Annotated in this window: 26 protein-coding genes; 14 read left to right on the plus strand and 12 right to left on the minus strand. The window is 60.7% G+C overall.

Annotated elements, in window-relative coordinates; translation table 11 throughout:
- Nucleotides 1-8: 8 nt before the first annotated feature.
- From ACI2KA_RS04575 to ACI2KA_RS04620, 10 genes are all read left to right on the plus strand, one after another.
- Entirely contained in the window at nucleotides 9-2,264 is a 2,256-nt protein-coding gene (locus ACI2KA_RS04575; RefSeq protein WP_404499619.1) for a chemotaxis protein CheA, read from the plus strand.
- 13 nt (nucleotides 2,265-2,277) lie between these two features.
- The gene (gene cheR, locus ACI2KA_RS04580; protein ID WP_404499621.1) at nucleotides 2,278-3,186 is read left to right on the plus strand and encodes a protein-glutamate O-methyltransferase CheR; all 909 of its coding nucleotides are present in this window, start codon (nucleotides 2,278-2,280) and stop codon (nucleotides 3,184-3,186) included.
- Nucleotides 3,183-4,238: a protein-glutamate O-methylesterase CheB gene (cheB, locus tag ACI2KA_RS04585; protein ID WP_404499623.1), complete on the plus strand. Its 1,056-nt coding sequence runs from the start codon at nucleotides 3,183-3,185 to the stop codon at nucleotides 4,236-4,238. The genes cheR and cheB overlap by 4 nt, the downstream gene beginning before the upstream one ends.
- Nucleotides 4,238-4,627, plus strand: coding sequence for a chemotaxis response regulator CheY2 (cheY2, locus tag ACI2KA_RS04590; protein WP_003493781.1), 390 nt, complete (start codon nucleotides 4,238-4,240; stop codon nucleotides 4,625-4,627). The genes cheB and cheY2 overlap by 1 nt, the downstream gene beginning before the upstream one ends.
- Complete coding sequence (gene cheD / locus ACI2KA_RS04595; RefSeq protein ID WP_404499625.1) at nucleotides 4,624-5,169, plus strand: chemoreceptor glutamine deamidase CheD; 546 nt, start codon at nucleotides 4,624-4,626, stop codon at nucleotides 5,167-5,169. Before cheY2 ends, cheD begins: the two co-directional genes overlap by 4 nt.
- A gap of 14 nt (nucleotides 5,170-5,183) precedes the next feature.
- A complete protein-coding gene (locus tag ACI2KA_RS04600) occupies nucleotides 5,184-5,567 on the plus strand; it encodes a hypothetical protein (protein WP_404499627.1) in 384 nt (127 codons plus the stop codon).
- A gap of 128 nt (nucleotides 5,568-5,695) precedes the next feature.
- On the plus strand, nucleotides 5,696-7,378 hold the full coding sequence (gene fliF, locus ACI2KA_RS04605; protein ID WP_404499629.1) for a flagellar basal-body MS-ring/collar protein FliF: 1,683 nt from the start codon (nucleotides 5,696-5,698) through the stop codon (nucleotides 7,376-7,378).
- Nucleotides 7,379-7,747: 369 nt separating this feature from the next.
- On the plus strand, nucleotides 7,748-8,479 hold the full coding sequence (gene visN / locus ACI2KA_RS04610; protein ID WP_404499631.1) for a transcriptional regulator VisN: 732 nt from the start codon (nucleotides 7,748-7,750) through the stop codon (nucleotides 8,477-8,479).
- Nucleotides 8,480-8,532: 53 nt separating this feature from the next.
- Complete coding sequence (visR, locus tag ACI2KA_RS04615; protein WP_404499633.1) at nucleotides 8,533-9,234, plus strand: transcriptional regulator VisR; 702 nt, start codon at nucleotides 8,533-8,535, stop codon at nucleotides 9,232-9,234.
- A 155-nt stretch (nucleotides 9,235-9,389) separates the two neighbouring features.
- Nucleotides 9,390-11,237, plus strand: a complete 1,848-nt coding sequence (locus tag ACI2KA_RS04620) for a methyl-accepting chemotaxis protein (protein WP_404499635.1) — start codon at nucleotides 9,390-9,392, stop codon at nucleotides 11,235-11,237.
- Nucleotides 11,238-11,288: 51 nt separating this feature from the next.
- Here ACI2KA_RS04620 and ACI2KA_RS04625 read toward each other — a convergent pair whose 3' ends face one another.
- Nucleotides 11,289-14,798, minus strand: a complete 3,510-nt coding sequence (locus tag ACI2KA_RS04625; RefSeq protein WP_404499637.1) for a PAS-domain containing protein — start codon at nucleotides 14,796-14,798, stop codon at nucleotides 11,289-11,291.
- Nucleotides 14,799-15,121: 323 nt separating this feature from the next.
- On the opposite strand from ACI2KA_RS04625, the gene mscL reads away from it, so the two are divergent.
- From mscL to galE, 3 genes are all read left to right on the plus strand, one after another.
- Nucleotides 15,122-15,550, plus strand: a complete 429-nt coding sequence (mscL, locus tag ACI2KA_RS04630) for a large conductance mechanosensitive channel protein MscL (protein WP_065114821.1) — start codon at nucleotides 15,122-15,124, stop codon at nucleotides 15,548-15,550.
- Between the two features lie 154 nt (nucleotides 15,551-15,704).
- Complete coding sequence (locus tag ACI2KA_RS04635; protein ID WP_404499639.1) at nucleotides 15,705-16,871, plus strand: pyridoxal phosphate-dependent aminotransferase; 1,167 nt, start codon at nucleotides 15,705-15,707, stop codon at nucleotides 16,869-16,871.
- 327 nt (nucleotides 16,872-17,198) lie between these two features.
- Entirely contained in the window at nucleotides 17,199-18,230 is a 1,032-nt protein-coding gene (gene galE / locus ACI2KA_RS04640; protein ID WP_404499641.1) for a UDP-glucose 4-epimerase GalE, read from the plus strand.
- 12 nt (nucleotides 18,231-18,242) lie between these two features.
- Here galE and ACI2KA_RS04645 read toward each other — a convergent pair whose 3' ends face one another.
- From ACI2KA_RS04645 to ACI2KA_RS04690, 10 genes are all read right to left on the minus strand, one after another.
- Complete coding sequence (locus tag ACI2KA_RS04645) at nucleotides 18,243-19,079, minus strand: DUF6030 family protein (RefSeq protein WP_404499643.1); 837 nt, start codon at nucleotides 19,077-19,079, stop codon at nucleotides 18,243-18,245.
- A gap of 151 nt (nucleotides 19,080-19,230) precedes the next feature.
- Nucleotides 19,231-19,458 (minus strand): DNA gyrase inhibitor YacG, encoded by a 228-nt coding sequence (gene yacG / locus ACI2KA_RS04650; protein ID WP_404499645.1) that lies wholly within the window; start codon nucleotides 19,456-19,458, stop codon nucleotides 19,231-19,233.
- 3 nt (nucleotides 19,459-19,461) lie between these two features.
- Nucleotides 19,462-20,085, minus strand: a complete 624-nt coding sequence (locus tag ACI2KA_RS04655) for a Maf-like protein (protein WP_404499647.1) — start codon at nucleotides 20,083-20,085, stop codon at nucleotides 19,462-19,464.
- Nucleotides 20,086-20,118: 33 nt separating this feature from the next.
- Nucleotides 20,119-20,337: a translation initiation factor IF-1 gene (gene infA, locus ACI2KA_RS04660; protein WP_003503453.1), complete on the minus strand. Its 219-nt coding sequence runs from the start codon at nucleotides 20,335-20,337 to the stop codon at nucleotides 20,119-20,121.
- A gap of 144 nt (nucleotides 20,338-20,481) precedes the next feature.
- Entirely contained in the window at nucleotides 20,482-20,970 is a 489-nt protein-coding gene (locus ACI2KA_RS04665) for a low molecular weight phosphatase family protein (RefSeq protein WP_404499649.1), read from the minus strand.
- A gap of 2 nt (nucleotides 20,971-20,972) precedes the next feature.
- The gene (locus ACI2KA_RS04670) at nucleotides 20,973-21,446 is read right to left on the minus strand and encodes a UPF0262 family protein (protein ID WP_404499651.1); all 474 of its coding nucleotides are present in this window, start codon (nucleotides 21,444-21,446) and stop codon (nucleotides 20,973-20,975) included.
- Between the two features lie 3 nt (nucleotides 21,447-21,449).
- Nucleotides 21,450-22,748, minus strand: a complete 1,299-nt coding sequence (hisD, locus tag ACI2KA_RS04675; RefSeq protein WP_404499653.1) for a histidinol dehydrogenase — start codon at nucleotides 22,746-22,748, stop codon at nucleotides 21,450-21,452.
- 133 nt (nucleotides 22,749-22,881) lie between these two features.
- Entirely contained in the window at nucleotides 22,882-23,322 is a 441-nt protein-coding gene (locus tag ACI2KA_RS04680; protein WP_404499655.1) for a DUF2948 family protein, read from the minus strand.
- A gap of 174 nt (nucleotides 23,323-23,496) precedes the next feature.
- A complete protein-coding gene (locus tag ACI2KA_RS04685; RefSeq protein WP_404499656.1) occupies nucleotides 23,497-24,051 on the minus strand; it encodes a YbhB/YbcL family Raf kinase inhibitor-like protein in 555 nt (184 codons plus the stop codon).
- A 94-nt stretch (nucleotides 24,052-24,145) separates the two neighbouring features.
- Entirely contained in the window at nucleotides 24,146-24,853 is a 708-nt protein-coding gene (locus ACI2KA_RS04690) for a helix-turn-helix transcriptional regulator (protein WP_404499658.1), read from the minus strand.
- A gap of 4 nt (nucleotides 24,854-24,857) precedes the next feature.
- Between ACI2KA_RS04690 and ACI2KA_RS04695 the strand changes: the two genes are divergently transcribed.
- The gene (locus tag ACI2KA_RS04695) at nucleotides 24,858-25,001 is read left to right on the plus strand and encodes a hypothetical protein (RefSeq protein WP_404499660.1); all 144 of its coding nucleotides are present in this window, start codon (nucleotides 24,858-24,860) and stop codon (nucleotides 24,999-25,001) included.
- A 68-nt stretch (nucleotides 25,002-25,069) separates the two neighbouring features.
- Here the strand turns inward: ACI2KA_RS04695 and murA are convergent, their stop codons facing one another.
- Nucleotides 25,070-26,362: a UDP-N-acetylglucosamine 1-carboxyvinyltransferase gene (murA, locus tag ACI2KA_RS04700; protein ID WP_404499662.1), complete on the minus strand. Its 1,293-nt coding sequence runs from the start codon at nucleotides 26,360-26,362 to the stop codon at nucleotides 25,070-25,072.
- Between the last annotated feature and the right edge of the window lie 62 nt (nucleotides 26,363-26,424).

Genomic DNA, 26,424 nt, shown 5'->3' on the forward strand with positions numbered 1-26,424 from the left:
ATTTCACGATGGATATGAACGAAATCAAGGAAATCTTTTTCCAGGAATGCGAGGAACAGCTCGCTGAACTGGAATCGGGGCTTCTTAAATTGAATGACGGCGACCGTGACCCGGAAACCGTCAACGCCGTTTTCCGTGCCGTTCATTCCATCAAGGGTGGGGCGGGCGCCTTCGGTCTCGATGATCTCGTGGCCTTCGCCCATGTTTTCGAAACGACCCTCGATTGCGTTCGTTCCAACAAGCTGGAGCCGACGCAGGAGGTTCTGAAGGTCATGCTGCGCTCCGCCGACGTGCTGGCGGATCTGACCAATGCGGCAAGAGACGGCGGCAGCGTCGATGAAAGCCGCACCCGTGGCCTCGTCAAGGAACTGGAAGCGCTGGCCAATGGCGAAGCGGTTCCGGCATCCGCGCCGGCTCCCGTCGCCGTTAAGGCGCCGGAACCCGTCAAGGCCAAGCCGACGGATGAAAGCGGCTTCGAGCCGATCCCGTTCTCTTTCTCCGATTTTGCCGACGAGACGACGCCGCTGATGGAGGCGCCGACCTTCCAGGTCACCTTCAAGCCGCACGCATCGCTTTATTCGAAAGGAAACGAGGCGGCACTTCTCCTGCGCGATCTTTCGCGCATCGGTGAGATGAGCATCAATTGCGACTTGTCCGAACTGCCGGCGCTCGACAGGCTCGACCCCGAAGCCTCCTATTTCTCCTGGACGGTTTCGATCACGACCGACAAGGGCGAGGAAGGGATCCGCAGCGTCTTCGAATTCGCCGAATGGGATTGCGATCTCGAAATCACGCCGGTTCTCTCCGATGTGGCGGGTGACGACGAAGAGCTTCCGATGATCCCGGTTCCGTTCGACCTTTCCGCTCTTGACGAAGACGTCGACCATGCGATCGAGGTCGCTTCGGCCGAAGACACCGATATTGCCGTCGCCGTCGAGACCGCCGTCGCGACGACGCAGATCGCCCAGAGCGTCAATGCCGCCATCGAAAAGCGCGAGGCTGCGGCCGCGCCGGCGGCTGCCCAGGCAAATGCCAACGCCGCCGCCAATGCAAGCGCCGGCCAGACCATCCGCGTCGATCTCGACCGCGTCGACCGCCTGATCAACCTCGTCGGCGAGCTCGTCATCAACCAGGCGATGCTGTCGCAGAGCGTCATTGAAAACGACGCCAGCGGCACGTCGGCCGTCAATATGGGGCTCGACGAGCTGCAGCAGCTGACGCGCGAAATCCAGGACAGCGTCATGGCGATCCGCGCGCAGCCGGTGAAGCCGGTCTTCCAGCGCATGTCGCGTATCGTCCGCGAAGTCGCCGACATGATCGGCAAGCAGATCCGCCTCGTCACCGAAGGTGAGAACACCGAAGTCGACAAGACTGTCATCGACAAGCTGGCCGAACCCTTGACCCACATGATCCGCAATGCCGTCGACCACGGCATTGAAACGCCGGAAAAACGCGAAGCGGCGGGCAAGAACCCGGAAGGCACCATCAAGCTTTCGGCCAAGCACCGCTCGGGCCGCATCCTGATCGAGCTTCAGGACGATGGCGCCGGCATCAACCGTGAGCGCGTCCGCCAGAAGGCGATCGACAACGATCTCATAGCCGCCGATGCGAACCTGACGGATGAGGAGATCGACAATCTGATCTTCGCGCCTGGCTTCTCCACGGCGGACAAGATTTCCGACATTTCCGGCCGCGGCGTCGGCATGGATGTGGTCAAGCGTTCCATCCAGGCGCTTGGCGGCCGCATCAGCATCTCCTCGCGCCCCGGCCATGGCTCGACCTTCACCATGAGCCTGCCGCTGACGCTCGCCGTTCTCGATGGCATGGTGGTGACGGTGGCCGGACAGACCCTCGTCGTGCCTTTGACGGCGATCGTCGAAACCCTGCAGCCGGAAGCGAAGAACATTCACTCCTTCGGTGCCAACCAGCGGCTGATCTCCATCCGCAATTCCTTCTGCCCGCTGGTCGATGTCGGACGTGTCCTGAATTTCCGCCCGACCCAGGCCGATCCGGTCGAAGGTGTCGCGCTTCTGGTGGAATCGGAAGGCGGCGGTCAGCGCGCGCTGATGGTCGACGCCATCCAGGGCCAGCGTCAGGTCGTCATCAAGTCGTTGGAAGCGAACTATACCCATGTTCCGGGCATTGCCGCCGCCACCATCCTCGGTGACGGACGCGTCGCTCTCATTCTGGATGTCGATGCCATCGTCAGCGCCTCGCGCGGACAGCCACTGAAGCAGGAAATGTCGCTTGCGGCGACAGGTTGAAAGCGGATCATTCATGGCAGCACTTAATCTCAGCGACCAGCGCCAGTCTTCCGACGACGTTCTTGCCAGCGGCGAATATCCGCTGACACGACGCGACCTGTCGGAAATCGCTGCAATGATCTACGCGGATGCGGGCATTTATCTCAACGACACCAAGGCGTCGCTGGTCTATTCCCGTCTGTCGAAACATATCCGCAATCTCGGCCTTTCCGGTTTCCGAGAATATTGCGCGCTGGTTTCCTCGCCCGAGGGTGCGCAGGCGCGGCGTGAAATGCTGTCGCATCTGACGACGAATTTCACCCGCTTCTTCCGCGAGAACCATCATTTCGAACATCTGCGCGACGAGGTCCTGCCGGGTCTCATCGCAAGGGCAAAAAGCGGTGGGCGCGTCCGCATCTGGTCGGCGGCCTGTTCCGACGGGCAGGAGCCCTATTCCATCGCCTTGACGGTGCTCGCGCTCTTCCCGAATGCGGCGGATTACGATTTCAAAATCCTGGCGACGGATATCGACCCCAAGATTCTGGCCCAGGCCAGGGCGGGGGTCTATGACGATAATGCGCTCGAAACCGTATCTCCCGCCATGCGCAAGCAATGGTTCACGGAAGTCGATGCCGGCGGCCGCCGCAAGTTCCGTATCGATGACAAGGTCAAGCGCCTCATCACCTTCAACGAATTGAACCTGATGACGCAATGGCCCTTCAAGGGCAATTTCGACGTCATTTTCTGCCGCAACGTCGTCATCTATTTCGACGAGCCGACACAGACGCGCATCTGGTCGCGTTTCGCCGGGCTGCTGCCGGAGGGCGGCCACCTTTATATCGGCCATTCCGAGAGAGTCTCCGGCGACGCCAAGAACCTTTTCGACAATACCGGCATCACCACCTACCGCTTCATCGGTCACGCATCGGGGAGAAAACCATGAGCGCTCTCGCACGGGTTCTCGTCGTCGATGATTCCCCCACCATGCGGGGCCTGATCTCGGCTGTCCTCAAGGCGGATCCGGAGGTCGAGGTGGTCGGGCAGGCCGGCAACGCCATGGAGGCCCGAGCCGCCATCAAGCAGCTCAATCCCGACGTCGTGACGCTCGACATCGAGATGCCGGAAATGAACGGTCTCGAATTCCTCGAAAAGATCATGCGCCTGCGGCCCATGCCGGTGATCATGGTCTCGTCGCTGACCCATCGCGGGGCGGACGCCTCGCTGGCAGCGCTTGAAATCGGCGCTTTCGATTGTGTCGGCAAGCCGGCGCCGGGCGATGCGCGCCCCTTTGGCGATCTTGCCGACAAGGTGAAGGCCGCGGCCCGCTCCCAGCACGCGGCCTATCGCGCGGCGCGTCCGGAAGGCGTCGCCGCAGCGCAACCCACCCCGGTCAGCGACTATCGCGCCGGCCGCAAGGTCGTGGCCATCGGCTCCTCCACGGGCGGCGTCGAGGCGCTGATCGCCGTACTCCAGAAATTTCCGGCCAATTGCCCGCCGACCGTCATCACCCAGCACATGCCGCCGACATTCACCCGGAGTTTCGCCGAACGGCTGAACCGTATCTGCGCGCCGGTGGTGGAAGAGGCGACGGACGGCGCGCGCCTGCAGACCGGCAAGATCTATCTCGCGCCGGGCGGTGAACGCCATCTGCAGATCGCCAACCGGGCAGCGCCGTGCTGCCGGCTCGTCGAGCGCGATCCGGTCAACGGCCATCGTCCCTCCGTGGACGTCCTGTTCGATTCGGTGGCCGAACTTGCCGGCCGCAACGCCGTCGGCGTCATTCTCACCGGCATGGGCCGAGACGGCGCGGCGGGGCTGTTGAAAATGCGTCATGCCGGGGCGCGCACCGTCGGCCAGAACGAAAAAACATGTGTCGTCTACGGCATGCCCCGCGTGGCCTATGAGCTTGGCGCCGTCGAACAGCAATTGCCGCTGGCCTCCATCGGCGAAGAAATACTGAAACTAACCACTGCCCGCAAAGAAGGTGCTGACTAATGTCTCTCGCAGAAAAGATCAAAGTTCTGATCGTCGACGATCAGGTGACCAGCCGGCTGCTCCTCAGCGATGCGCTGACACAGCTGGGCTTCAAGCAGATCACTGCCGCCGGCGATGGCGAGCAGGGATTGAAGATCATGGAGCAGCAGCCCCATCATCTCGTCATTTCCGACTTCAACATGCCGAAGATGGACGGTCTCGGTTTCCTTCATGCCGTGCGGGCAAACCCGACGACCAAGAAGGCCGCCTTCATCATCCTCACTGCGCAGGGTGACCGCGCGCTGGTCCAGAAGGCGGCGCAGCTCGGCGCAAACAACGTGCTGGCGAAACCCTTCACCATCGACAAGATGCGCGCAGCCATCGAGGCGGTTTTCGGATCGCTGAAATGATTGAACCTGCGGCCAAGCGCGTACATATCATTCAGGGCGAGTACAAGGTCGTCAGCGATCCCGACGTGGTCATGACGACGATACTCGGTTCGTGCGTGGCCGCCTGTCTGAGAGACCCTGTTGCCGGTATCGGGGGAATGAACCATTTCCTGCTGCCGGGAACGGGCAATGTGACGGGTGGAGATGCGACGCGTTACGGCGTGCATCTCATGGAGCTCCTGATCAACGGCCTATTGAAGCAGGGCGCCCGCCGCGACCGGCTGGAGGCCAAGGTTTTCGGGGGCGCCAAGACGATTGCCAGCTTCTCCAATGTCGGCGAGCAGAACGCCATCTTCGCCATGCAGTTCCTGAAGGACGAAGGCATTCCGGTGATAAGCTCGTCCACGGGCGGGGAACATGGCCGCAAGATCGAGTTCTGGCCGGTTTCGGGTCGCGCGCGTCAGCATCCGCTCAGCGGCGCGGAAACCCAGAAGACGGTTGCCATGGAAACGCGTCCGGTGCCGGCACCCAAGCCCGTCGCCAACGACATCGAATTTTTCTAGTCACGGAGTTTCCAATGCAGCTTGCAGAGCATACCGCCATCACTCCGTTCGAAGAAGCCCTGCCGGATGTTCTCATGCGCGTGGTGTCGGAACTGCACGATGTCGCCTATCTGATCGAGCGCATCGAGCCGCAATTGCTGGAGGTGACCAGCGGTCAATTGTCGAGCGACGGTGTCAAGCTCTTGCAGGGCATCGACCTTGCCGTTCAAAAGACCCGCGGCCTGGCCGAATTCATCGATACCATCACCGGCTCCATCCCCGCGGACTGGTTCGTGGATGTGTCCACGGCGCTCAGCCTCGTCAAGCTTGCCGAAATGCAGAAGGCGCTCGGCGCGGCGTTGCGGCACGGCCATTCGCAGCCGCTCGACAAGGCGTCCGGCGACTTCGACCTGTTCTAGAGCATTTCAGCCGACGTTCCTTTCCGTCGCGGAATGCGGAGAAAGGCAACGCTCGCGCAAGCTTCGCACCCTATTGTGACCACGGGGCCAAAAGGTCTCGGACTCTATGAATGACGGTGCGGAACAGAATGAATCTGTTAAATCAAATCCCTCAGGTCTTGAAGAATATCACGGCGCTGGGTCAGACACGGCTCTTGATGCTGGGTGGCGTGGGCGTTTTGTCCATGGCCATCATCCTCGCCGCAGCGCTTTATGTGAACCGTCCAGCTTACGAGACCCTTTATGTGGGGCTTGAAAAAGGCGATCTCAACAAGATCAGCATTGCGCTCGCGGAATCAGGTCTGGACTTTCAGGTCGGGACGGATGGTGCCAGCCTTCAGGTTCCCGTCGGGCTGACCAGCAAGGCGCGGCTGCTTCTGGCCGAACGGGGCCTGCCCGACAGCGCCAATGCCGGTTACGAGCTTTTCGACAATGTCGGCTCGCTTGGCCTGACCTCCTTCATGCAGGAAGTGACGCGCGTTCGTGCCCTTGAGGGCGAGATCAGCCGCTCCATCCAGCAGATTGACGGCATTGCGGCCGCACGCGTCCATATCGTCATGCCGGATGTCGGCAATTTCCGCCGGGGCGAACAGAAACCCACCGCATCGGTCATGATCCGTGCCAGCGCTTCCGCCGGCCGCAAGGCCTCCGCCTCCATCCGCCACCTCGTCGCCTCGGCCGTTCCGGGCCTCGAAGTCGATGATGTGACGCTGCTCGATTCGACCGGCCAGCTCCTCGCATCCGGCGACGATGTCACCAATGCCGCCATGAACCGCTCGCTGACGCTGGCGCAGAACGTACAGCAGGAAATCGAAACCAATATCGACAAGGCACTGGCGCCTTTCCTCGGCATGGATAATTTCCGCTCCAGCGTGACGGCGCAGCTGAATACCGACAGCCGCCAGATTCAGGAAACCGTCTACGATCCGGAATCGCGCGTCGAACGCTCCGTGCGCACGGTCAAGGAAGACCAGAAATCCCAGGAAACCCAGCCCGATACCGCCGCGACCGTGGAGCAGAACGTACCACAGGCAGCCCCGCAGGGCGGCGGCGGCGGCCCGCAGTCCTCCGACCAGTCGGCCAAGAAGGAAGAGCAGACCAACTACGAGATCAATTCGAAAACGGTCGCAACGGTCAAGAACGGCTATACGGTCGAGAAGATTTCGGTTGCCGTGGTCGTCAACAAGGGACGTGTCGCCAAGATGGTCGGCGAACCTGCCGACCAGGCCAAGATCGACGCCTATCTTGCCGAAATGCAGAAAATCGTGACGTCGGCGGCGGGTATCTCGTCCGATCGCGGCGATGTCGTGACGCTGACGGCGATGGATTTCCTCGAAACGCAGCTGCTGGACGAGGCCGCAAGCGGACCCGGCATCATGGAAGTGCTGAGCCGCAACTCCGCCGGCATCATCAACTCGCTCGCCTTCGTCGCCGTCGCCTTCCTCGTCATCTGGCTCGGTGTACGCCCTCTGGTCCGCACGGTCACCGGCAATGGCTCGGCTGCGGCGCAGCTCAGCCAGGAATCGGCCGGCCTCGAATTGCCGGATTTCTCCCCCGGCCTGGATGCGGGCGCTGGCGGCCTCATGGAGGGTTTCGGCGCGGATTTCGGTTTCGACAGCACCGACGATCTGCTGGCGGGCGGCGATGGCGAAGGCACCTTCAACCGCCGTGTTCGCGAAGGACCCGAACGCCGGCTCTCCCGTATGGTCGAAATCAGCGAGGAGAGAGCCGCCAAAATCCTGCGCAAATGGGCGGTGGAAAAAGCAGCGTGATAGTGAAAAGGCCGGTTTTACCCGGCCTTTTTTGCATTTTCTGGCTTTTTGCTATGCTTGACGGGCGAGCCGTGGCAATCTCGTTTCAGGACAGTGTTTACAAAAAATTCAGCAACGATACAGTTTGCTGGGAATTGGCTGAGAATGCCGTTTATGGATTGAACAGCTTTTCAGTATGTTTTTTTAGCAATAGACGAACAGGGAAATACGTGGAAAGGCTGTTGTCAGGTAATGGCAAATTCCGGTCGGTTCCATAAAATGAAGTGATTCGGTCTCCGGGGGCTGCCGTTCCATTTTGGTAAGCTTCTCGAATGGAATGATTCCATCCCGATGTATAATCTCCCGCTGGGAGCAAGAGGGCGTAGGCGATTGAAAGTCGATGTTGATATCCGCAGGCTGTCTGCCAAGCCTATGGAGGGCATGGGTAAGCCCTTGCCGCGCGACCAGCTTGCTAAAAACGTCGCAGCCACGGCTGCAGCCGGTAACGTTGCAGGCGCACTGGATCTGCTCGTCACTTATGCTGGCGCCTCGCATTATCTGCTGGCGCGGGATGACCTTCTCGAAGAAACCGGACTGAAATTCATCGTCACGTCCGACTGGCCCTTCGATCTGGTTCGCAGGCTTGGCATCGAATTGACGAACAGCCAGAACCGATCGAGCGAAATGGAGAAATGCCTTTCGCTTCTGCAACCGAGGTTGCTGTTCCTTCCCGATGACGTTTCGGTTCCCTATGGCATCGACCGGCAATATTCGGCGCTGTCCTTCTGCGTCGGCCGTATCCGACTTTCGCTTCTTTTACTTTTCCCGGAAGAGGCGGTTCCCTCACCGGAACGTCTGCGCGAAATCGCGCTGTTGACGGGCTATTGCGTCAGCTTCGGCATTGCCAGCGAAGCAAAGGCCGTGCGTGATATCGACCTCACCGAGCGTGAGCTGGAATGCCTGTTCTGGATCGCGGAAGGCAAGACAAGCGACGAGATTGCAATGATCCTTGGCATTTCGCGCAATACGATCAATAATTACATCACAAGCGTGATGCGGAAAACCGCGACGAAAACCCGCTCGGAGGCAATTGCCTATGCCGTGCGCAACAACCTCGTATAATGGTCGGACGGATGGTACAGACGAAAGACAATGAGGGTACAGGTCAAACGGGCATGTTTTACCGCAGTCCCGTTGCAACGAGCCGGTCGGATCTGTTTCCGAAGCTCGTCGCCATGCAGAAGCTGGTCGGCGCGCGCAACTTCGTGGTGACGAAGGCCGCTGCTTCCGGTTTCCCGAACAAGAAGAAGCTGACCTGCGAACTGGAAAACTGGGGCATGAATGCCGCAGAGCAGAGCGCGCAGTTCATCCGCGCCGTCGGCGATATTCTCCTCGATCATATCGAGACGTCACTGTTGCCGGTCATCTGGCGCAACAAGAATGCCGGCGGCTTCGCCGACCTTCCGGATGTGCCGGCGTTGTTGCGCCGGATCGAGAACGACACGTTGCCCTATGCAGGACTGGCCCTGCCGGTGCGGCTCGGCACCATCGGCAATGGCTATATCGTCTTCTGCGGCACCAACCTCGTTCTCGACAACGAGGTGGTCATCGAGCAGCACATCAAGTGCTGCGAGATCATGGTCGACATGCTGGCGCTGGACGAGCGTAAGGCCGCACCGTCGGAAGCCCTGAGCGAAAGGGAAATCGCCTGCCTGCAACTGGCGGGTGACGGCCGTATCAGCGAAGAGATCGCGGTCAAGCTCGGGCTCTCCGTGCACACCGTCAATGCCTATCTCGGTTCGGCGACGATCAAGCTCGATTCCGTCAATCGTATTCAGGCAATCGCGAAAGCCATCCGGCTCGGTTATATCCATTGATTGCGGACGGGGCTGTCCCGTCCCGCAAATCCGGCCGTTACGGGATCGCCAAGCGTGCTATTCCGGCCCTGGAGCATGACCAGCGCGCCTCATTTCGCGTTTTTTAACAGTTGCCAACTAGAACTGTCACAGGTTTGGCTTTGGGGAACTGTTTCATGTACAACCGGCTCTTTAAGACCGTGGCGAGTAAGGTTGTCGTGCTGACGATCGGCTTGATCATGCTCAGCGTGGCGGCAGTTGGTTTTACCACCTATATGCGCCTGAAGGACAATATCATTACAACGGCCTTGCGCGATACGCACAGTGCAATGCGCGGCATGGCGATCCTATATGAGTTGAAGGTCGGCGGCGTTTCCCTCGACATGGGAGATGGGGAGCTGAAGAGCGTGGGACGCGCCAGCATCGGCACGCTGCGCGACAATGATCTCGTCGACCGCACGGCCGCCGGCAATGGCGGTATCGCCACGGTTTTTGAAACCAAGGCCGGCGAATACGTCCGTCTGACCACCAATCTGAAAAATGAAAAGGGCGAGCGGGCGGTCGGTACGAAGCTCGCCACGAATCATCCCGCTTTCGAGAAAATCTCCAGAGGCGAAGCCTATTTCGGCCCTGCCACGCTTTTCGGCGTGGACTACATGACCGGTTACATGCCGGTGTTGAACAAGACCGGCGCCGCTGTCGGCATTCTGTTCGTGGGCGTTCCCATGGATGTCTATGATGCCCAGATTTACAGCCTGCGCGACATGATGCTGATCTGTGGCGGGCTCGCCTTGATAGGGGTGGGACTGCTCGCCTATTTCGTCATCAGGCGCACCCTGCAGCCGCTCAGCAAGCTGACCGACGCGGTGAAGTCGCTTTCGGATGGCAATCTCGACACGCCGATTCCCTATGCCACCAATACCAACGAGTTCGGCAACATCGCCCGCGCCCTGGTGATATTCCGCGAGAACGCGCTTGAAAAGCTGGCGATCGAAGGGAAAAGCGCCGAGGAGCGCTCTGCGGCGGAATCCGAACGCCACCGCAATGACGCCGAGAAGCAGGAACTGGACGGCCAGATCGAATTTGCGGTCGCCGAGATCGCAGCTGGCCTCGGCCGGCTTTCGCGCGGTGATCTGAGCCTTGTGATCGAAACGCCTTTTGCCGGCCGTCTGGACCGTTTGCGCACGGATTTCAACGAATCCCTTCTCAATCTGCGGGATGCGCTGGGGCAGATTCGCGAACGCACGCTGATCATCCAGCACAGCGGCTTTGAAATCGAGCAATCGTCGGTCGATCTGTCGAAGCGCACCGAAAACCAGGCGGCGTCGCTGGAAGAGACGGCAGCCGCCGTCGAGGAAATCACCGCAACCGTCAGATCGTCGGCCGAGCGCGCAAGGGAGGCCAATGCGGCCGTGCGCGTCACCAAGCAGAGCGCCGACAGCTCCGGTTCGGTCGTCAGCAATGCCGTCGACGCCATGGGGCGCATCGAAGACGCCTCGCGCAAGATCGAGCAGATCATCGAGGTCATCGACGATATCGCCTTCCAGACCAATCTCCTCGCGCTCAATGCCGGCATCGAGGCCGCCCGCGCGGGCGAGGCGGGCAAGGGTTTTGCCGTCGTGGCCCAGGAAGTGCGCGAGCTTGCCCAGCGCTCCGCCGACGCGGCCCGCGAGATCAAGCAGCTCATCAACCAGTCGACACATGAAGTCAGTTCCGGATCGAAGCTGGTGCAGGAGGCGGGTACGGTTCTGTCCGCCATCAGCCAGCAGATCGTCACCGTCAGCCAGCATGTCGAAACCATCGCGACGGCGACGCAGGACCAGTCTTCCGCGCTTCACAACGTCAACAGTTCCGTCAACCAGATGGACCAGATGACCCAGCAGAATGCCGCCCTTGCCGAACAGTCGAGCGCTGCCAGCAGGGTGCTGTCCGGCGAGGTGGAGGCGCTGCTCGATCTCGTTCAGCGTTTTCAGATGGAACAGGGTTCGGCGACCGGCCGGGATCGGTTGAACCGGGCCGCCTGAGCTCCCTGTTCAGAATGCCGGTGACTCCCGGATCGCAAGGTCCGGGAGTTCTTATTCGGCTGCTGCCCGTGCTGTGCCGGATATCTGGTTGATATAGGCCCGCAGCGCCGCCGGTTTGACCGGCTTGTGCTGGACGGAAATCCCGTATTTTTCGGCATCGCTGCGCACTTCCGGGCTGCGGTCCGCCGTCACGAGCAGGGCGGGTATGGCCTTGCCGTGGAATGCCCGGATCAGGCGGATGGCGCTGATGCCGTCGCCGTCATCGAGATGGTAATCGGCGATGATGATATCCGGCGCTGCCGCCAGGCTGAGGAAGGGCTCCTCCAGCGTCGCCACGGAACCCGCCGGCAGCACCTCGCAACCCCAGCCCGTCAGCAGCAGCGTCATGCCCTCGAGGATTTTCGGTTCGTTGTCGATGCAGAGAACCCTGACGCCCTGAAGGCGATCTTTTGCTGCCGGATTGGTAATAGCGCCGTCGGATTTGCCGGGGGCAAGGCGGTCTGATTCACGCGGCAGATGAATGCGGAAAGTCGTGCCCTTGCCCGGCGTGGAGGTCAGCTGCACGGGATGATGCAACATGCGTGACAGCCGATCGACGATGGAAAGGCCGAGGCCAAGGCCGGATGCCGTTTTGGCGCCCTCGTCCAGCCGGGCGAATTCCTTGAAGACAGTGCGAAACTTGGAGGCGGGAATGCCGATGCCGGAATCCGTCACCTGAATGACGATTTCGCCACCGCGGCGGCGCGCACCGACGACGACCTTGCCCCTCAGCGTATATTTGATGGCGTTCGAAACCAGATTCTGCACCAGTCGCCGCAAGAGGTTGGGGTCGGACCGGACGGTGAGCGAAGTGGGCATGACCACGAGGTCGAGGTTCTTTTCCTGCGCCATCGGCGCGAAATCGGTCTCGATGCGTTTCAGCAGATCGTTGAGCGGCACCGATGTCATGCGCGCCTTCATCGAACCCGTGTCGAGCCGGGAAATATCGAGAACGGCGCCCAGAATGGTCTCGACCGATTCCAGCGCCGAATCGATGTTTTGCACCAGTTCGCTTTCTCCCGACGCGCCCAGCCGCTCGACGAGCGAGGAGGAATAGAGACGGGCGGCATTGAGCGGTTGCAGAATGTCGTGACCGGCGGCGGCGAAGAACCGCGTCTTGCCGATATTCGCCTCGTCGGCCGCCGCCCGTGCTTCCGCCAGCTCGCGGTTGACGCGGGTCAGTTCGACGGTGCGCTCCGCCACACGCTGCTCCAGCGTTTCGTTTGCCTGTTTCAGCGCCTGGTCGCTCGCCACACGCTGCGTGATATCGGTGAAGGTGGCGACGATACCCTTGTCCGGCATGGTGTTGGACCGCACTTCGACGATGCGCTCGCCGCCCGCCAGCACCAGTGAGAACGGCAGGTCCATGGTCAGGAAGCTGGTGATCAACTCATCCGTATCACCGGCCGGCATGTCGCCGCGCTCCTGCAGCATGGCGACGATGTCGTTGAGCGGCACGCCCACCTGCCCGAATTGCTCCGGCAGGTCCAGCAGGGTACGGAAGCGCCGGTTCCAGATGGTCAGCTGCTGCGAACTGTCGAAAACGGCTATGCCCTGATCCATCTGCGCCAGCGCCGTCTGCAGCATGTCCTGATTATATTGCAGGGCCTCGCTGGCCTGATCGAGCAGCCAGGCCGTGTCCGCGCTGGTATCTTCCGCCTTCTGGAGAATGATGGAGAGCACGAGGCGGGCCGAGGAGGAGCCGATGGCGCTGCCCAGCAATTGTTCGGAAAAATGGATCAGCGCCATGTCCGCCGGCTGGTCGTCGTTGAGTTTCCTGCCGGCCGTCTTCTCATAGGTCGCCAGCGAGCGCAGCATGCGCTCTTCGCCGAGATAACGGGCGATGGCGCTTTTCAGGTCGCCGACGCTGACACGGGTTTTCCAGCCGCGCGTGGCAAATTGCGATTTCGAGTGACGCTTGACGAAAATGCCGGACTGGATGCGCTCCACCGGCCGCGGATTGCGCGAGAGCGAGCCGAGCACGAAGGCCGTGCCGTTGACGAGCAGGCTGAGGATGACCGCATTCACGAATGGATCGGCCTCGGGACCATTGAACACGGTGCTGCCGGAAAACAGGAAGCCGAGAATATTCGCCGCCACTTCCGAATTGTCAGGTCCGCCGAAGCTTGGCAGAAACAGCAGATAGGCCCAGACGAAAAAGCCGGAGCTGAGACCCGCGATTGCGCCGCGCGCGTTGGCCCGCCGCCAGAACAGCCCGCCGAAAAGGGCAGGGGCCATCTGGGCGATGGCGGCGAAGGCAAGAAGGCCGATGGAGGCGAGCCCTGTGGCGCTGTCGGCGGCGCGGTAATAACCATAACCGAGAAGCAGCACCGCAAAGATCGCCGTCCTGCGGATGTTGAGCAGCGTCTTGGCGAAGTCGTTCCGGTGCGGAGAGCGGTTCAGCAGCTTCTGCCGCAGGAAGATCGGCATGACGATGTCGTTGGAAATCATGATCGACAGCGCCACCGAAGCGACGATCACCATCGCGGTCGCCGCCGAAAAGCCGCCGATGAAGGTGATCAGCGACACGACCGGCATCTGATGCGCGAGCGGCAGCTGCAGCACGTAGAGATCGGCATCGCCATTGGCGCCCAGCGTCAGAATCCCGGCGAGCGCGATCGGCAGCACGAAGATGTTGATGGCGATGAGATAGAGCGGCAGCAGGAACCCGGCCATGCGCAGCTCTTCCGGCGTGCGGTTTTCAACCACGGTGACATGGAACTGGCGCGGCAGAAGGATGATGGCGAAGCCGGACAGCAGCGTCATCACGATCCAGCGGCTGACGGGCGTATGATAGGATATGGCCCGCATGGCCTGTTCATTGGCCGTTGCAAGCTGCCACAGATGCACCGGACCGTCGAAGAGGACGAACAGCACGTAAAAGCCGACGGTGCACATGGCGACGAGCTTGACCAGCGATTCCATCGAGATCGCCAGGATGAGCCCGTCCTGGTGTTCGGTGGCATCGGTGTGGCGGGTGCCGAACATGACGGCGAAGCCGGCCATGACGAGGGTGACGACCAGCGGCAGATCAAGGAAATAGAGATTGCCGCTGCCGATGCCGTAATCGCCGGGATCGACCATCGTGGCCACCGAACTGGAGACGGCCTTCAATTGCAGTGCGATATAGGGAATGGCGCCCACGAGTGCGATGATGGCGACGATCATCGCCACGGTGGAGTTCTTGCCGTAACGGGCGGCGATGAAATCCGCAACCGATGTCAGCTTCTCCGTTTTGGCCAGATCGACGATACGGCGAATGATCGGCATGCCGATGGTAAAGGCGAGGATCGGGCCGGTATAGATGCCGAGGAATTCAAGTCCCCTGTCGGCCGCCAGTCCAACGCCGCCGAAATAGGTCCAGGAGGTGCAATAGATCGCCAGGCTCAGCGCATAGACGAACGGACGCCCCTTTTTCGGAGCGTTTCTCTTGCGGCTGTTCCTGTCCCCGAAGCTTGCAACCGCAAACAGCAGCAGGACATAAGCGAAGGCCGAACCGAATATGATCCACCCAGGAAGCACGCATCCTCCCAATGCAAAAATTCCCAAATATGAGCATAGGCGAATTCAGCGCCGTTGAGAATGAGCGCGGCCTGATCATAAAGTTCAAGACGACAGCATCTCCAGTAACAGTGCGTAGCGGTCCTACGTCCGGAAAATGCCAAGAAAAAGAGTGCTGAAGCACATCCGCCGATGCCGTTTTCACCGGATGCGTTATCGCGTGCAAAAAAGCTAATAAATGCAATCTTGACGAATTCCAAATGGGTAAGGGAATCTGTATGGTTGAAAGTGTAGGGACAGTCACAGCGCTTCAGCTTTCGAAGCAGGAGAGAGGGACAATCTGAATGCTTAACGAATTTAAAACCTTCATCGCCCGCGGCAATGTCATGGATCTGGCCGTGGGTGTCATTATCGGGGCGGCTTTCAGCAAGATCGTCGATTCCGTCGTCAACGATCTCATCATGCCGATCGTGGGCGCGATCTTCGGCGGGTTCGACTTCTCGAACTACTTCCTGCCGTTGAGCTCCAGCGTCACCGCCACCTCGCTGGCCGCTGCCCGCGACCAGGGCGCCGTTTTCGCTTACGGCAGCTTTCTGACGGTTCTCATCAACTTCCTTATCCTGGCCTGGATCATTTTCCTGATGGTCAAGGGCGTCAACAAGCTTCGTGATTCGGTTGACCGCAAGAAGGTTGAGGAAAAGCCGGAAGCAGCGCCGCCGCCGGAAGACGTCAAGCTCCTCACCGAAATCCGCGATCTGCTCAAGACGCGTTGATGCAAGACCTGATCCCGGCCTGGTCCCGCCGGCCCCTTGGGCCGGTGGCGTCGCGCCGGGATCGTCCTATAAAGAAAATCCATCTTCGCCTCACGGAATATCATGCATATCGCCGGTTCGATGCGATAAGAAGGCACGAAACGGAGTGTCTTTAATGTCCATTTTGAACAGTCTGAGTGCACGCTCTCTGGCGGCTCCCGAGAGCGGCATCGTGGAAGTCGTGAATTACGCCCGCGGGCGGGACAATCTCCTGCCGCTCTGGGTCGGCGAAGGCGATCTGCCGAGCCCCGACTTCATCAATCAGGCTGCCATTGACGGGCTGAACAATGGCGAAACCTTCTACACCTGGCAGCGCGGCATTCCCGAACTGCGCCAGGCGCTGAGCCGCTATTACGAACGCCATTTCGCGGCATCGCTGCCGGCGGATCATTTTTACGTCACGGGTTCCGGCATGCAGGCGATTGTACTTGCCGTGCAGGCGCTGACCTCGCCGGGCGACGAGATGGTGTATCTTTCGCCGACCTGGCCCAATATCGTCGCCGCGATCGGCGTTGCCGGTGCAAAGGCGGTTCCGGTCGGCATCGATTTCCGCGATGGCCGCTGGGATCTCGATATCGGCAAGCTGGAAAGCGCGATCACCGGCAAGACCAGGGCGCTTTTCATCAACACGCCCTCCAATCCGACCGGATGGACGGCGACGCGTGACAATCTCCGCGACGTTCTGGCGCTCGCCCGCAAACACGGTCTGTGGATCGTCGCGGATGAGATCTATGCGCTTTATCATTATGCCGGCAGCCGCGCGCCGTCTTTCCTCGATATCATGGAGCCGGACGACAAGATCGTTTTCGCCAATTCCTTTTCGAAGAACTGGTCCATGACCGGCTGGCGTGTCGGATGGCTTGCCGCGCCGCCCGCCATCGGCCAGGTCATTGAGAACCTCATTCAATATTCCACGTCCGGTGTGGCGCAATTCATGCAGCGCGGCGCGGTCGCCGCGCTCGATCACGGTGACGGCTTCATCCGCGAAAACTACGAGCGTGCCCTGGCGTCCCGCGACATCCTCTGCGACGCGCTGATCGCGACGAACCGTGTGGAAACGCTGAAGCCGGACGGCGCCCTTTACGCCTTCCTCAAGATCGACGGGGTGACGGACAGCCGCGCCACGGCGCTCGATATCGTCGACAAGACCGGGGTCGGCCTCGCGCCCGGCACGGCCTTCGGCCCGGGAGGGGAACTGTTTCTTCGCGCCTGTTTCCTGCGCAACCCCAGGCAGATAGAAGATGCGGCCGAACGGCTGGCATCTTACATTCTCGGCAGGTAAGCCTCGATCTTCCCGCCCTCCTTGTCCTGCCGCGCCGGGTTTCTCGTCGCGACAGGCACATATGCCCAAAAATCACAGTCGGCCGTCAAAACTGCAACCCCACGGCGCAGCCATCGACGGGCGGGATTTTCTGTGCTATGCGCATCCTGTTCCATTAATGAGAACATTTTCATCTAATCAATAGAAAACACGTGATTGCGCTAACCAATCGTAAGCCACCTTTTGAAAGGGGCGGGAGATTGGCCGCGTATTCGCTGTGCAAGTAATCAATGATGAAGAATTATTGGCTTTGATGGGATCAAGAAAAGCAAACAGGGAAGTGGTGTCATGGCTGTTCTGGTCACGGGTGGGGCCGGTTATATAGGAAGCCACATGGTGTGGGCTCTGCTCGATGCCGGGGAAGAGGTCGTGGTCGTCGACCGGCTTTCCACGGGGTCGCGCTGGGCTGTCGCGCCGGCGGCGCGTTTTTATCTGGGTGATGCGGCGGATCGCGCCGTGCTCGACCAGATTTTCGACGAGAACCAGATCGAGACCATCTTCCATTTTGCCGGCTCCGTCAGCGTTCCTGAATCGATCAGCCAGCCGCTGGAATATTACGAAAACAACACCGGCACGACCCGCGCCCTTGTCGCGGCAGCGGTCGCCCACGGCATTCGTAACTTCATCTTCTCCTCGACAGCCGCCGTCTACGGCAACCAGCCCTCCGAGGGGCCGGTGCCGGAAACGGCGATACTCAGCCCGGAAAATCCCTACGGCCTGTCGAAACTCGCCTCTGAAATCATGCTGCGCGATGTCGTGCAGGCGCATGATTTCAACTATGTGGCGCTGCGTTACTTCAATGTTGCCGGAGCCGACCCCCAGGGCCGAGCCGGACCTTCGCCCACGGGCGTGGCAAACCTCATCAAGGTGGCGTGCGAAGCCGCGACCGGCCGGCGCGACCGGGTGGAGGTCTACGGCACGGATTATCCTACCGCCGACGGCACCGGCGTTCGCGATTATATCCATGTCAGCGATCTCATCGATGCGCATATGCTGGCCATGGCGCATCTGCGCGCCGGCGGCGGTACGCGAACGCTCAATTGCGGTTATGGCGTCGGTTATTCGGTACTGGACGTGCTGCATGCAGTGCAGCGGGAATCGGGGCATGACTTCCCGATCATCCATTGTCCGCGCCGCGCCGGCGATATTGCCGCCATGGTGGCGGATTCCGCTCGCATTCAGGCGGAACTGGGTTGGCGGCCGCGCTTCAACGATCTGTCGACGATCGTTCGCACGGCGCTTCAGTGGGAAGCCAAACGCCAGGCCCAGCGAAATGACAGGCTGCCGCCAATCCGGCGCAGGCTGGCGGCGATAGGCTGAGCCGTCTTTGCCTTACGGGACGCGGTTTTTCTTCACGGCAGGATAGAGGAGCGGCCGGCCGGCGACGCTGGCGGGGCGCAGCCACTGTTCCCTGTCGAAAAAGCGGCGTGTCAGCTTCACGCCGGGGGACTGCTCGGTCACCAGCAAAATCAGGTTGAGGCGATGCGGCGCGGTCTGTTCCGGCTTTACGGAAACTGAAATGCCGAAATGCTGCGCCTGATAGGACTGCATTCCGCGTGCCGGTTCAAGCATGGCGGCAAGGTCGGCCCAGCGCGTCTGTTCGATGATCAGGTTCAAAGCATCGTCAAGCTTCGCCCTGATGGCGGCGCCGTCCGGTGTCTGCGGTGCGACAGCCTTCATTCGGATGGACCGAACGTCACCGCCAGCCTCGCCGCGGATTTCCAGGAAAAGCGATGCCTGTTCGCCGGAATCTTCCGTATTCCCGACGGCAAGATCGGCCATGCATTCGGAATTGCGGATATTGACCGGGCTGACGTGCCAGCCCTGCGGGTTGGAAAAGCCCTCGGCGGTGAAACGGTCGCATAGATCCTTGCCGGAAAGAATGAAATCACGTGCAAACGATGCTCTTTCGCCACCCTGCTCGATTGCCAGCAGATGGGGCGGCAGAAGGATTTTTCTGGCGGCGAGTTTCTGGCGCTTGACGGGCTTCACCCGGGGCGGAGGCTCGACGGAATATGCCGCGGGCGCCAGTTTCAGGTAGGTCAGCAGGCTTTTGAGGTGTTTTCTGTCATTGGCAAGCAGCACCGTCGCCAGGATGGCGAAACAGACGGCCAGCACCGTAAGCAACAGTGCGCCATGGCTTACTCTTTTTTGCAGGCTTGCGTCCATCGCAGAACCCTAATGGCTGACGGATGAGGAAGACAGCCGGTTTTTGATATGAATTGCGGGCTGCTGACAGCCCCGTGAAAATCGGAACGAGCGGACGCTCAAAAAAATAATAGCGTGCCATGCATCGCCGGGATTTCCGACGCATGGAGAGTTATTCGGATGTATTTTTACCTGTGTCCTGTCCGCCGGCGCTGCTTTCGTCATCGGCGACCGGAATGGCGTAGGAGCCGTTCAGCCAGCGGGCGAGATCGAGCGAGCGGCAGCGGTCCGAACAGAACGGATAATCTTCGCGTGTCGACGGCCGTCCGCATTCCGGGCAAGGCTGGGATTTGCGAAGCGGGGTGACATTTCCGGCGCCTTCGGTGGAGGATTTTGCCATGACCTATCCTTCGAGCCAGCCCGAGGTCACCTCAAATCCTTCACCGGAAAGAAGCGACATGGTCTCGTAAAGCGGCAGTCCGACGACATTGGTGTAGGAACCCGTCAGTTTCTGCACGAATGCGCCGGCAATGCCCTGAATGCCATAGGCTCCCGCTTTGCCGCGCCATTGCCCGGAAGCGATATAGGCATCGATTTCGCGCGTCGAGAGCCGCTTGAAGCGCACCTTGGTCTCCGCCACCTTCTGGCGGACCTTGCCGCCGGGGGTTACGAGGCAGATGCCGGTATAGACCCAATGGCTGCGCCCCGAGAGAAGATGCAGCGCCGCCGAAGCGTCTTCGGTATATTCCGCCTTGCCGACGATGCGGCGACCCACGGCCACCACCGTGTCGGAGCCCAGAACATAGGCGTCTTTCCACGCCTGCTCGTTCTTCAGCGCCGCCTGCGCGGCTTCCGCCTTCTGCAGCGAAAGACGACGGCACAATGTGCGCGGATGTTCGAGCTTCGCCGGCGTCTCGTCGATATCCATCGGCATCAGGCGTGCCGGTTCGATGCCGATCTGATGCAGCAGTTCCAGACGCCGCGGCGAGCCGGATGCCAGAACGAGCTTTTGTTTTGAGTTGGTCATTGCGCGGCCCGGGCGTCCGATGCGGAGGATGGGTTATTTGAAGCGATAGGTGATGCGGCCCTTGGTCAGGTCGTAGGGCGTCATTTCCACCAGCACCTTGTCGCCCGCCAGAACGCGGATACGGTTCTTGCGCATGCGGCCCGCCGTGTGGGCGATGATTTCGTGGTCGTTCTCAAGCTTCACGCGGAATGTTGCGTTCGGCAGCAATTCGGTTACGATGCCCGGGAATTCAAGGACTTCTTCTTTTGTCATGTAAGGGTTTTCTTCCTGTTGATAGTGCCGGACGTGTCATGTCCGGGAAAATTGCGCGGAAACTACACAATCCCGGCACATTTGTGAACCTCTAAAGCATCGGCTTGAAAATCAGTACCGATTTTCATGAGGCGAGGGTCGTTTTCACTCTTTTGGAAGCGTATCCGCCACCGGCTGCTGCCGTCTTGGCAGGCGTTCCGAAATCAGCTTCGACAGATGGTCGCGCACCTCGCGATAGGCGTCGAGAATCTGCTCGCGCGTGCCGGTGATCACCGTCGGGTCCATGGTCGGCCAATAAACCACGTCGAGCGAATTCGAGCGCGTCAGTTCCAGGGCGGCGTGATGGGCTTCGGGCGTCAATGTAATGATCAGATCGAAAAAATCATCCTCGATCTCGTCCAAAGTACGCGGCTTGTGCTTGCCAAGCGAAAAACCCTGTTCTTCCAAGACCGCATCCACGAAGGGATCGCGCTCGCCGGCTCTGACCCCCGCCGACTGTATATAGATGCCGGGCGCCACCAGCCGTTTGGCGATGACCTCGGCCATGGGGGAACGGATGGAGTTCATGCCGCACATGAAGAGGACCGATTTGGGCGCCCGTCCCTCATTTGGTGCTGCGGCAGGATCGCTCATCTCTAACCCCGCCAATACAGCACGCAGACAAGGGTGAAGAGGCGACGCGCGGTATCGAAATCCACCTTGATCTTGCCGGAAAGCCGGTCCATCAGCGTCTGCGAGCCGTCATTGTGAATGCCCCGCCTGCCCATGTCGATCGCTTCGATCTGGCTCGGCGTGGAGGAGCGGATCGCCTCGTAATAGCTTTCGCAGATCAGGAAATAATCCTTGATGATGCGGCGGAACGGCGTCAACGACAGAATATGGGTCGCGACATCCTTTTCGTCTTCCGTTTTGATCGAAAAAACCAGCTTGGTGTCGACCAGCGATATATGCAGCCGGTAGGGGCCGCCGCCATGCCCAAAGGGTTCGAAACTGTTTTCTTCGATCAGGTCGAAAATGGCCACGGCGCGTTCATGCTCCACGTCGGGCGTGGACCGGCCGATGCTGTCGTCCAGGACCACGTCACAGAGCCGGAAATCGCCTGAAGCCATCGCTTAACTTTCCGGATTGAGGCGAATGGCGACCGAGCGCGCATGCGCGTCCAGCCCTTCCGAACGCGCAAGCGTTATCGCCGCCGGCGCAAGCTGACGCAGCTGCTCGGGGCCGAGCCTGAGGATGGAAGTGCGCTTGACGAAATCCAGCACCGAAAGCCCGGAGGAGAAACGCGCCGAACGCGCCGTCGGCAGAACGTGGTTGGAACCGCCGACATAATCGCCGATCACTTCCGGCGTGTGGCGTCCGACAAAGATCGCGCCGGCATTGCGGATATGCGCCATCAGCGCGTCAGGATCGTCGACGGCGAGTTCCAGATGCTCGGCGGCGATGCGGTTGGCGAGCGGAATGGTGTCGGTAAGCTTTTCGACCAGAATGATCGCGCCGAAATCCGCCCAGCTTGCCGCCGCCGTTTCGGAGCGTGACAGGCGTTTCAACTGCCGCTCGACCGCTGCCTCCACGGCCTTGCCGAGTTCGGCATTGTCGGTGATCAGGATGGACTGCGCGCCGCGATCATGCTCCGCCTGCGCCAGGAGATCGGCGGCCAGCCAGTCGGGATCATTGTCCCTGTCGGCAATCACCAGCACTTCGGAAGGCCCGGCGATCATGTCGATGCCGACAGTGCCGAAGACCTGCCGCTTGGCCGCCGCCACATAGGCATTGCCGGGGCCGACGATCTTGGCGACCGGTGCTATGGTCTGCGTGCCATAGGCAAGCGCCGCCACGGCCTGCGCCCCGCCAATGCGATAGATTTCCTCGACGCCGGCGATACGCGCGGCCGCCAGCACGGCCGGATTGACCGCACCGCCATTTGCCGGCACGACCATGACGATGCGCTCGACACCGGCGACCTTTGCCGGAACGGCGTTCATCAGCACGGAGCTTGGATAGCTGGCCGTACCGCCCGGCACATAAAGGCCCACGGCCTCGATGGCGGTCCAGCGCGAGCCTAAGCCGACGCCGATGTCGTCCTCGTAAATATCGTCCTTCGGCATCTGCCGCGCATGGTGTTTTTCGATGCGCCGGGCCGCGAGTTCAAGTGCCTCGATCACGCTCTTGTCGACAGCGGTCATCGCCGCATCGATTTCCTCCGCCGTCACCCGCATCGGCACCTTCGAGAAGTCGATGCCGTCGAATGTCTGGGAATAATGGGCGAGCGCCGCATCGCCGCGATGGCGGACATCGTTGATGATGTCGCGCACGGTCGCGTTGACGTCTTCGGAAACTTCTCTCTTGGTTGTCAGGAAGGCTGCGAATTTCCCTTCGAAATCAGCCGCTGCCTGCTCCAGCCAGATTGCCACGCCATTACCCTTTCATTGTCCCCGCAGGCAATCCCGCAGGGTGCACGAACCTGCCGCAGAAGAATTGCGGCTCTGGTATGTGGCATAAATCGAAACGGTGACGAAAGGCAACCGTTGCAATGGCGTGGCGCGTTTATTCGCTGTCTGGATGATGCGGTTTGGCGGCGGTTTCCCAGGCGCCGCTCACATCGGTCAGCTGCGCCTCGATGCATTCGACATCGAGCGCGATGGCGCCGCCGCCGGAAAGCGTCAGTTCCACGGCGCCGTCCGGCCCCTCGCCATTCGGCACGAAGCGGATGGCGAGAAGGGACAGCACCTGTTCCCTGTCGGCGCGGTTGATGCCGTACGAGCGGACGGCCGAAACGCGCTTCAGGAAAACCACGCTGCGGCAGCGTTCCGGCGGCAGGTTCTTTTTATCGGCGCTTTCCCACACGAAACGGTTGGCGGACAGCGTGAACTGGCCATGCTTCGGCTCGAAGGCAACGTCCTTCAGCTTGAAGACGCTGTCTTGCATATGCGTCGAGATGACGGAGAGATCTTCAGTATCCAGCGCCAGCAATTTCAGGCCGCTCATCGTTTTCTTCCTTTTCCGCGGGCCACGGTCCGCAATGTCTATTCCTTGTACTGGAAATAGGCAGTCGCGACCCGCTCTGCAACGGGTGGAAGACGGATGAGCGGCGGTTGAAGCGCGCAGGCGATGCGACGAACCGGGCGTTGCGCCGCCAGGGCTTGCTCTTTCGCCCCGATATTACCGGTTATAGACGGCGGTAATGCTCGCCTTGCCGATTGTGTTGGCGCGGACCATGAAGCCGGCGAGGGCGTTGCTCGCTCCTTCGGGCAATTCAAGCTTTTCGACACCGAGGGCATAGACGGTAAAGATATATCGATGCACTTCGCCGGGCGGTGGGCAGGCGCCGCCAAATCCCGTGGTGCCATAGTCGTTCTTCAGCTCCAGCGATCCTTTCGGCAAGCCGTTGTTTGCGCTCGCACCAGCGTCAAGCTGCCCGACGTCGGCCGGGATATTCACGATATTCCAGTGCCACCAGCCCGAACCGGTCGGCGCATCGGGGTCATAGGCGGTGATGGCAAAGCTCTTGGCTTCCTTCGGCGCGCCCGACCATGACAATTGTGGCGACAGATTACCGCCGTCACAACCAAAGCCTTTGAAGACCTGAGCGGCCGCAAGCTGGTGTCCCTCCGAAACGGAGGAGCTGGACAAGCGGAAGTCGTCCGCAAGGGCAGGTGCCGACATTGCAGCCGCAATGGTCAAACCGGCAGAAAATAGCTTTTGAAGCCTGGACATGGTGTTTCCTTCAGGGAGGTTGATAACACCCGAAGGATATTGCCGCCGGGCGGCGCGCGCTTCCGGCAGAGATGCAACGACTATCGAAAAACGATCAATCGACGGCCGATCTTATTGCCTTCGGTTTGATCCCGAATCGTTTTTTGAAAGAATCGGAAAAGTGCGATGGCGTTTTGAAACCACAGTCCAGTGCGATCTGCGAAATGGGAGCGCCGGTGGTCTGCAGCAGGGCAAGACCCTTCTCCAGGCGGGTATTCTGTAAAATCCGCGAGAAGCCCAGGCCCGATCTGGCAAGGGAGCGACGAAAGGTCGCCTCGCTCATGGCAAAGCGCCTGGCCACGTCCGGCACCCGCCAGTCATGGGCCGGATCGCTTTCGATCAGGCTCCGCAATTTGCTGGACGGCTGTTCATCCGTTCTGGCCGAAAGATGGATTCCTTGATGTTGCAGCCAGATCAGCGGCTCCCGCAGCCGGTGCCTGCGTATGGGCGGGGGAAGATCGCCATTATTGAGCGTATCCTGAATACGCGCCAGAATATCCGGTGCATTCGCAAGCGTCCGGATGATCTGTATGCCGGGCGGGTTGTCGGAATGCCGTTGATCCGTGAAGACCGAATTGATCAGGTCATGGCCGAAATAGACGCCGTCGGCCCGGTAGCTTGCGTCCAGCAAAGGCCGGTTTTCGAGCGTCACCAGAGATCCCGGGGGAAAAACCAGCAAATCCCCCTCTTTGGCCACCAGCTCGCCATTGATCGGGCAAATCACGCGTTTGGAGCCGGCCCGGATAAAGCAGAGAAAGGTCAAGCGGATGAAGAGGTCGGAAAATGTCGCGGCCGTCGCCTGCGTGATCGACAGGACGGAGACGTCGTCCATGCAAGGCGGCGTGCTTTCGATTGCCGACGCGGCCAATGGTTTCACGAAGAATTCTCCCGTCGCCGCCTCCCGTGCCTAATCATCAACTCCACCCGGTTGCACTGGCAGCCGGGCGGATTTTTCAGCCGCGATGCCGCCGGCTTGTCATCAGTCGCTGACGCGTTCGACCAGCGCGCCGCAGCGGGTGAGTTTTTCTTCGAGGCGCTCGAAACCGCGATCGAGGTGATAAACGCGCGAAACCATGGTCTCGCCTTCCGCCACCAGGCCGGCAATGACCAGGGATACGGATGCGCGCAGATCCGTCGCCATCACAGGCGCGCCCTTCAGGCGGGAAACGCCCTCGATGCGGGCCATCTGGCCGGAGAGCGAAATCTTCGCGCCGAGACGCGCCAGTTCCTGCACATGCATGAAGCGGTTTTCGAAGATGGTTTCGGTGATGTGCGAGACGCCCTGCGACCGGGTCATCAGCGCCATGAACTGCGCCTGCAGGTCTGTCGGAAAGCCGGGGAAGGGCTCGGTGACGATATCGACCGGCTGGATACCGTTGCCGTTGCGCACCACCCGAAGTCCGGTTTCGGTGTCGCTGATCGTCGCACCGGCAAGCCGCAGCGTATCAAGCGCATTGTCGAGCAGCGATGCGCGCGTGCCTTCCAGCACCACGTCACCGCCGGCCATGGCGACCGCCATGGCATAGGTGCCGGTTTCGATACGGTCCGGCAGAACGCGGTGACGCGCGCCGGACAGCGAGGACACACCTTCAATGGTGATGGTGGAGGTGCCCGCACCTTCGATCTTCGCACCCATGGCGCTCAGGCACTGGGCCAGATCGACCACTTCCGGCTCGCGGGCGGCGTTGTGGATGACGGTGGTGCCGCGCGCAAGGCTTGCCGCCATCAGCATCACATGCGTCGCGCCGACGGATACTTTCGGGAAGGTGTAGACCGCGCCGATGAGGCCACCCTTGGGGGCTGTGGCGTTGATGTAACCGCCATCGATCTCCATCGTCGCGCCGAGCGCCTGCAGGCCCTCGATGAAGAGGTCGACCGGGCGCGTGCCAATGGCGCAGCCGCCAGGCAGGGAAACGCGGGCGCGGCCTTCACGCGCCAGCAGCGGGCCGATGACCCAGAAGCTCGCGCGCATCTTGGACACCAGTTCGTAAGGCGCGGTGGTGTCGACAATGGTACGGCAGGTGAAGTGCACGGTGCGGGAATAAGCCTCGCCCTGGCTTTCGCGGCGGCCGTTGACGGAAATATCGACGCCGTGATTGCCGAGAATGCGGATCAGCTGCTCCACATCGGCCAGATGCGGCACGTTTTCAAGCGTCAGCGTGTCGCTGGTCAGAAGCGATGCGATCATCAACGGCAAGGCGGCGTTTTTTGCGCCGGAGATGGGAATGATGCCGTTGAGCTTGTTGCCACCCGTAATTCTGATGCGATCCATGCGTCCCTACGGGCCTGTGCCCGCCTTTCTGTCGTGCCTTGCGGAAAGGCGCGTCCTTAGAC

The sequence above is a fragment of the Agrobacterium sp. NPDC089420 genome (assembly GCF_044900305.1).
In the GTDB taxonomy this organism is placed as follows: Bacteria; Pseudomonadota; Alphaproteobacteria; order Rhizobiales; family Rhizobiaceae; genus Agrobacterium.

Excerpts from the sequence above, each read along its gene's own strand:
- galE (WP_404499641.1), top strand. The coding sequence starts at position 17,199 with ATGGCTGTTCTGGTCACGGGTGGGGCCGGTTATATAGGAAGCCACATG.
- cheD (WP_404499625.1), top strand. The coding sequence starts at position 4,624 with ATGATTGAACCTGCGGCCAAGCGCGTACATATCATTCAGGGCGAGTAC.
- fliF (WP_404499629.1), top strand. The coding sequence starts at position 5,696 with ATGAATCTGTTAAATCAAATCCCTCAGGTCTTGAAGAATATCACGGCG.
- ACI2KA_RS04665 (WP_404499649.1), bottom strand. The coding sequence starts at position 20,970 with ATGAGCGATCCTGCCGCAGCACCAAATGAGGGACGGGCGCCCAAATCG.
- ACI2KA_RS04670 (WP_404499651.1), bottom strand. The coding sequence starts at position 21,446 with ATGGCTTCAGGCGATTTCCGGCTCTGTGACGTGGTCCTGGACGACAGC.
- ACI2KA_RS04685 (WP_404499656.1), bottom strand. The coding sequence starts at position 24,051 with ATGTCCAGGCTTCAAAAGCTATTTTCTGCCGGTTTGACCATTGCGGCT.
- cheB (WP_404499623.1), top strand. The coding sequence starts at position 3,183 with ATGAGCGCTCTCGCACGGGTTCTCGTCGTCGATGATTCCCCCACCATG.
- ACI2KA_RS04680 (WP_404499655.1), bottom strand. The coding sequence starts at position 23,322 with ATGAGCGGCCTGAAATTGCTGGCGCTGGATACTGAAGATCTCTCCGTC.
- visR (WP_404499633.1), top strand. The coding sequence starts at position 8,533 with ATGTTTTACCGCAGTCCCGTTGCAACGAGCCGGTCGGATCTGTTTCCG.
- cheR (WP_404499621.1), top strand. The coding sequence starts at position 2,278 with ATGGCAGCACTTAATCTCAGCGACCAGCGCCAGTCTTCCGACGACGTT.
- mscL (WP_065114821.1), top strand. The coding sequence starts at position 15,122 with ATGCTTAACGAATTTAAAACCTTCATCGCCCGCGGCAATGTCATGGAT.
- infA (WP_003503453.1), bottom strand. The coding sequence starts at position 20,337 with ATGACAAAAGAAGAAGTCCTTGAATTCCCGGGCATCGTAACCGAATTG.
- ACI2KA_RS04620 (WP_404499635.1), top strand. The coding sequence starts at position 9,390 with ATGTACAACCGGCTCTTTAAGACCGTGGCGAGTAAGGTTGTCGTGCTG.
- cheY2 (WP_003493781.1), top strand. The coding sequence starts at position 4,238 with ATGTCTCTCGCAGAAAAGATCAAAGTTCTGATCGTCGACGATCAGGTG.
- ACI2KA_RS04695 (WP_404499660.1), top strand. The coding sequence starts at position 24,858 with ATGAAGAGGTCGGAAAATGTCGCGGCCGTCGCCTGCGTGATCGACAGG.
- ACI2KA_RS04645 (WP_404499643.1), bottom strand. The coding sequence starts at position 19,079 with ATGGACGCAAGCCTGCAAAAAAGAGTAAGCCATGGCGCACTGTTGCTT.
- yacG (WP_404499645.1), bottom strand. The coding sequence starts at position 19,458 with ATGGCAAAATCCTCCACCGAAGGCGCCGGAAATGTCACCCCGCTTCGC.
- ACI2KA_RS04575 (WP_404499619.1), top strand. The coding sequence starts at position 9 with ATGGATATGAACGAAATCAAGGAAATCTTTTTCCAGGAATGCGAGGAA.
- ACI2KA_RS04635 (WP_404499639.1), top strand. The coding sequence starts at position 15,705 with ATGTCCATTTTGAACAGTCTGAGTGCACGCTCTCTGGCGGCTCCCGAG.
- ACI2KA_RS04655 (WP_404499647.1), bottom strand. The coding sequence starts at position 20,085 with ATGACCAACTCAAAACAAAAGCTCGTTCTGGCATCCGGCTCGCCGCGG.
- ACI2KA_RS04600 (WP_404499627.1), top strand. The coding sequence starts at position 5,184 with ATGCAGCTTGCAGAGCATACCGCCATCACTCCGTTCGAAGAAGCCCTG.
- murA (WP_404499662.1), bottom strand. The coding sequence starts at position 26,362 with ATGGATCGCATCAGAATTACGGGTGGCAACAAGCTCAACGGCATCATT.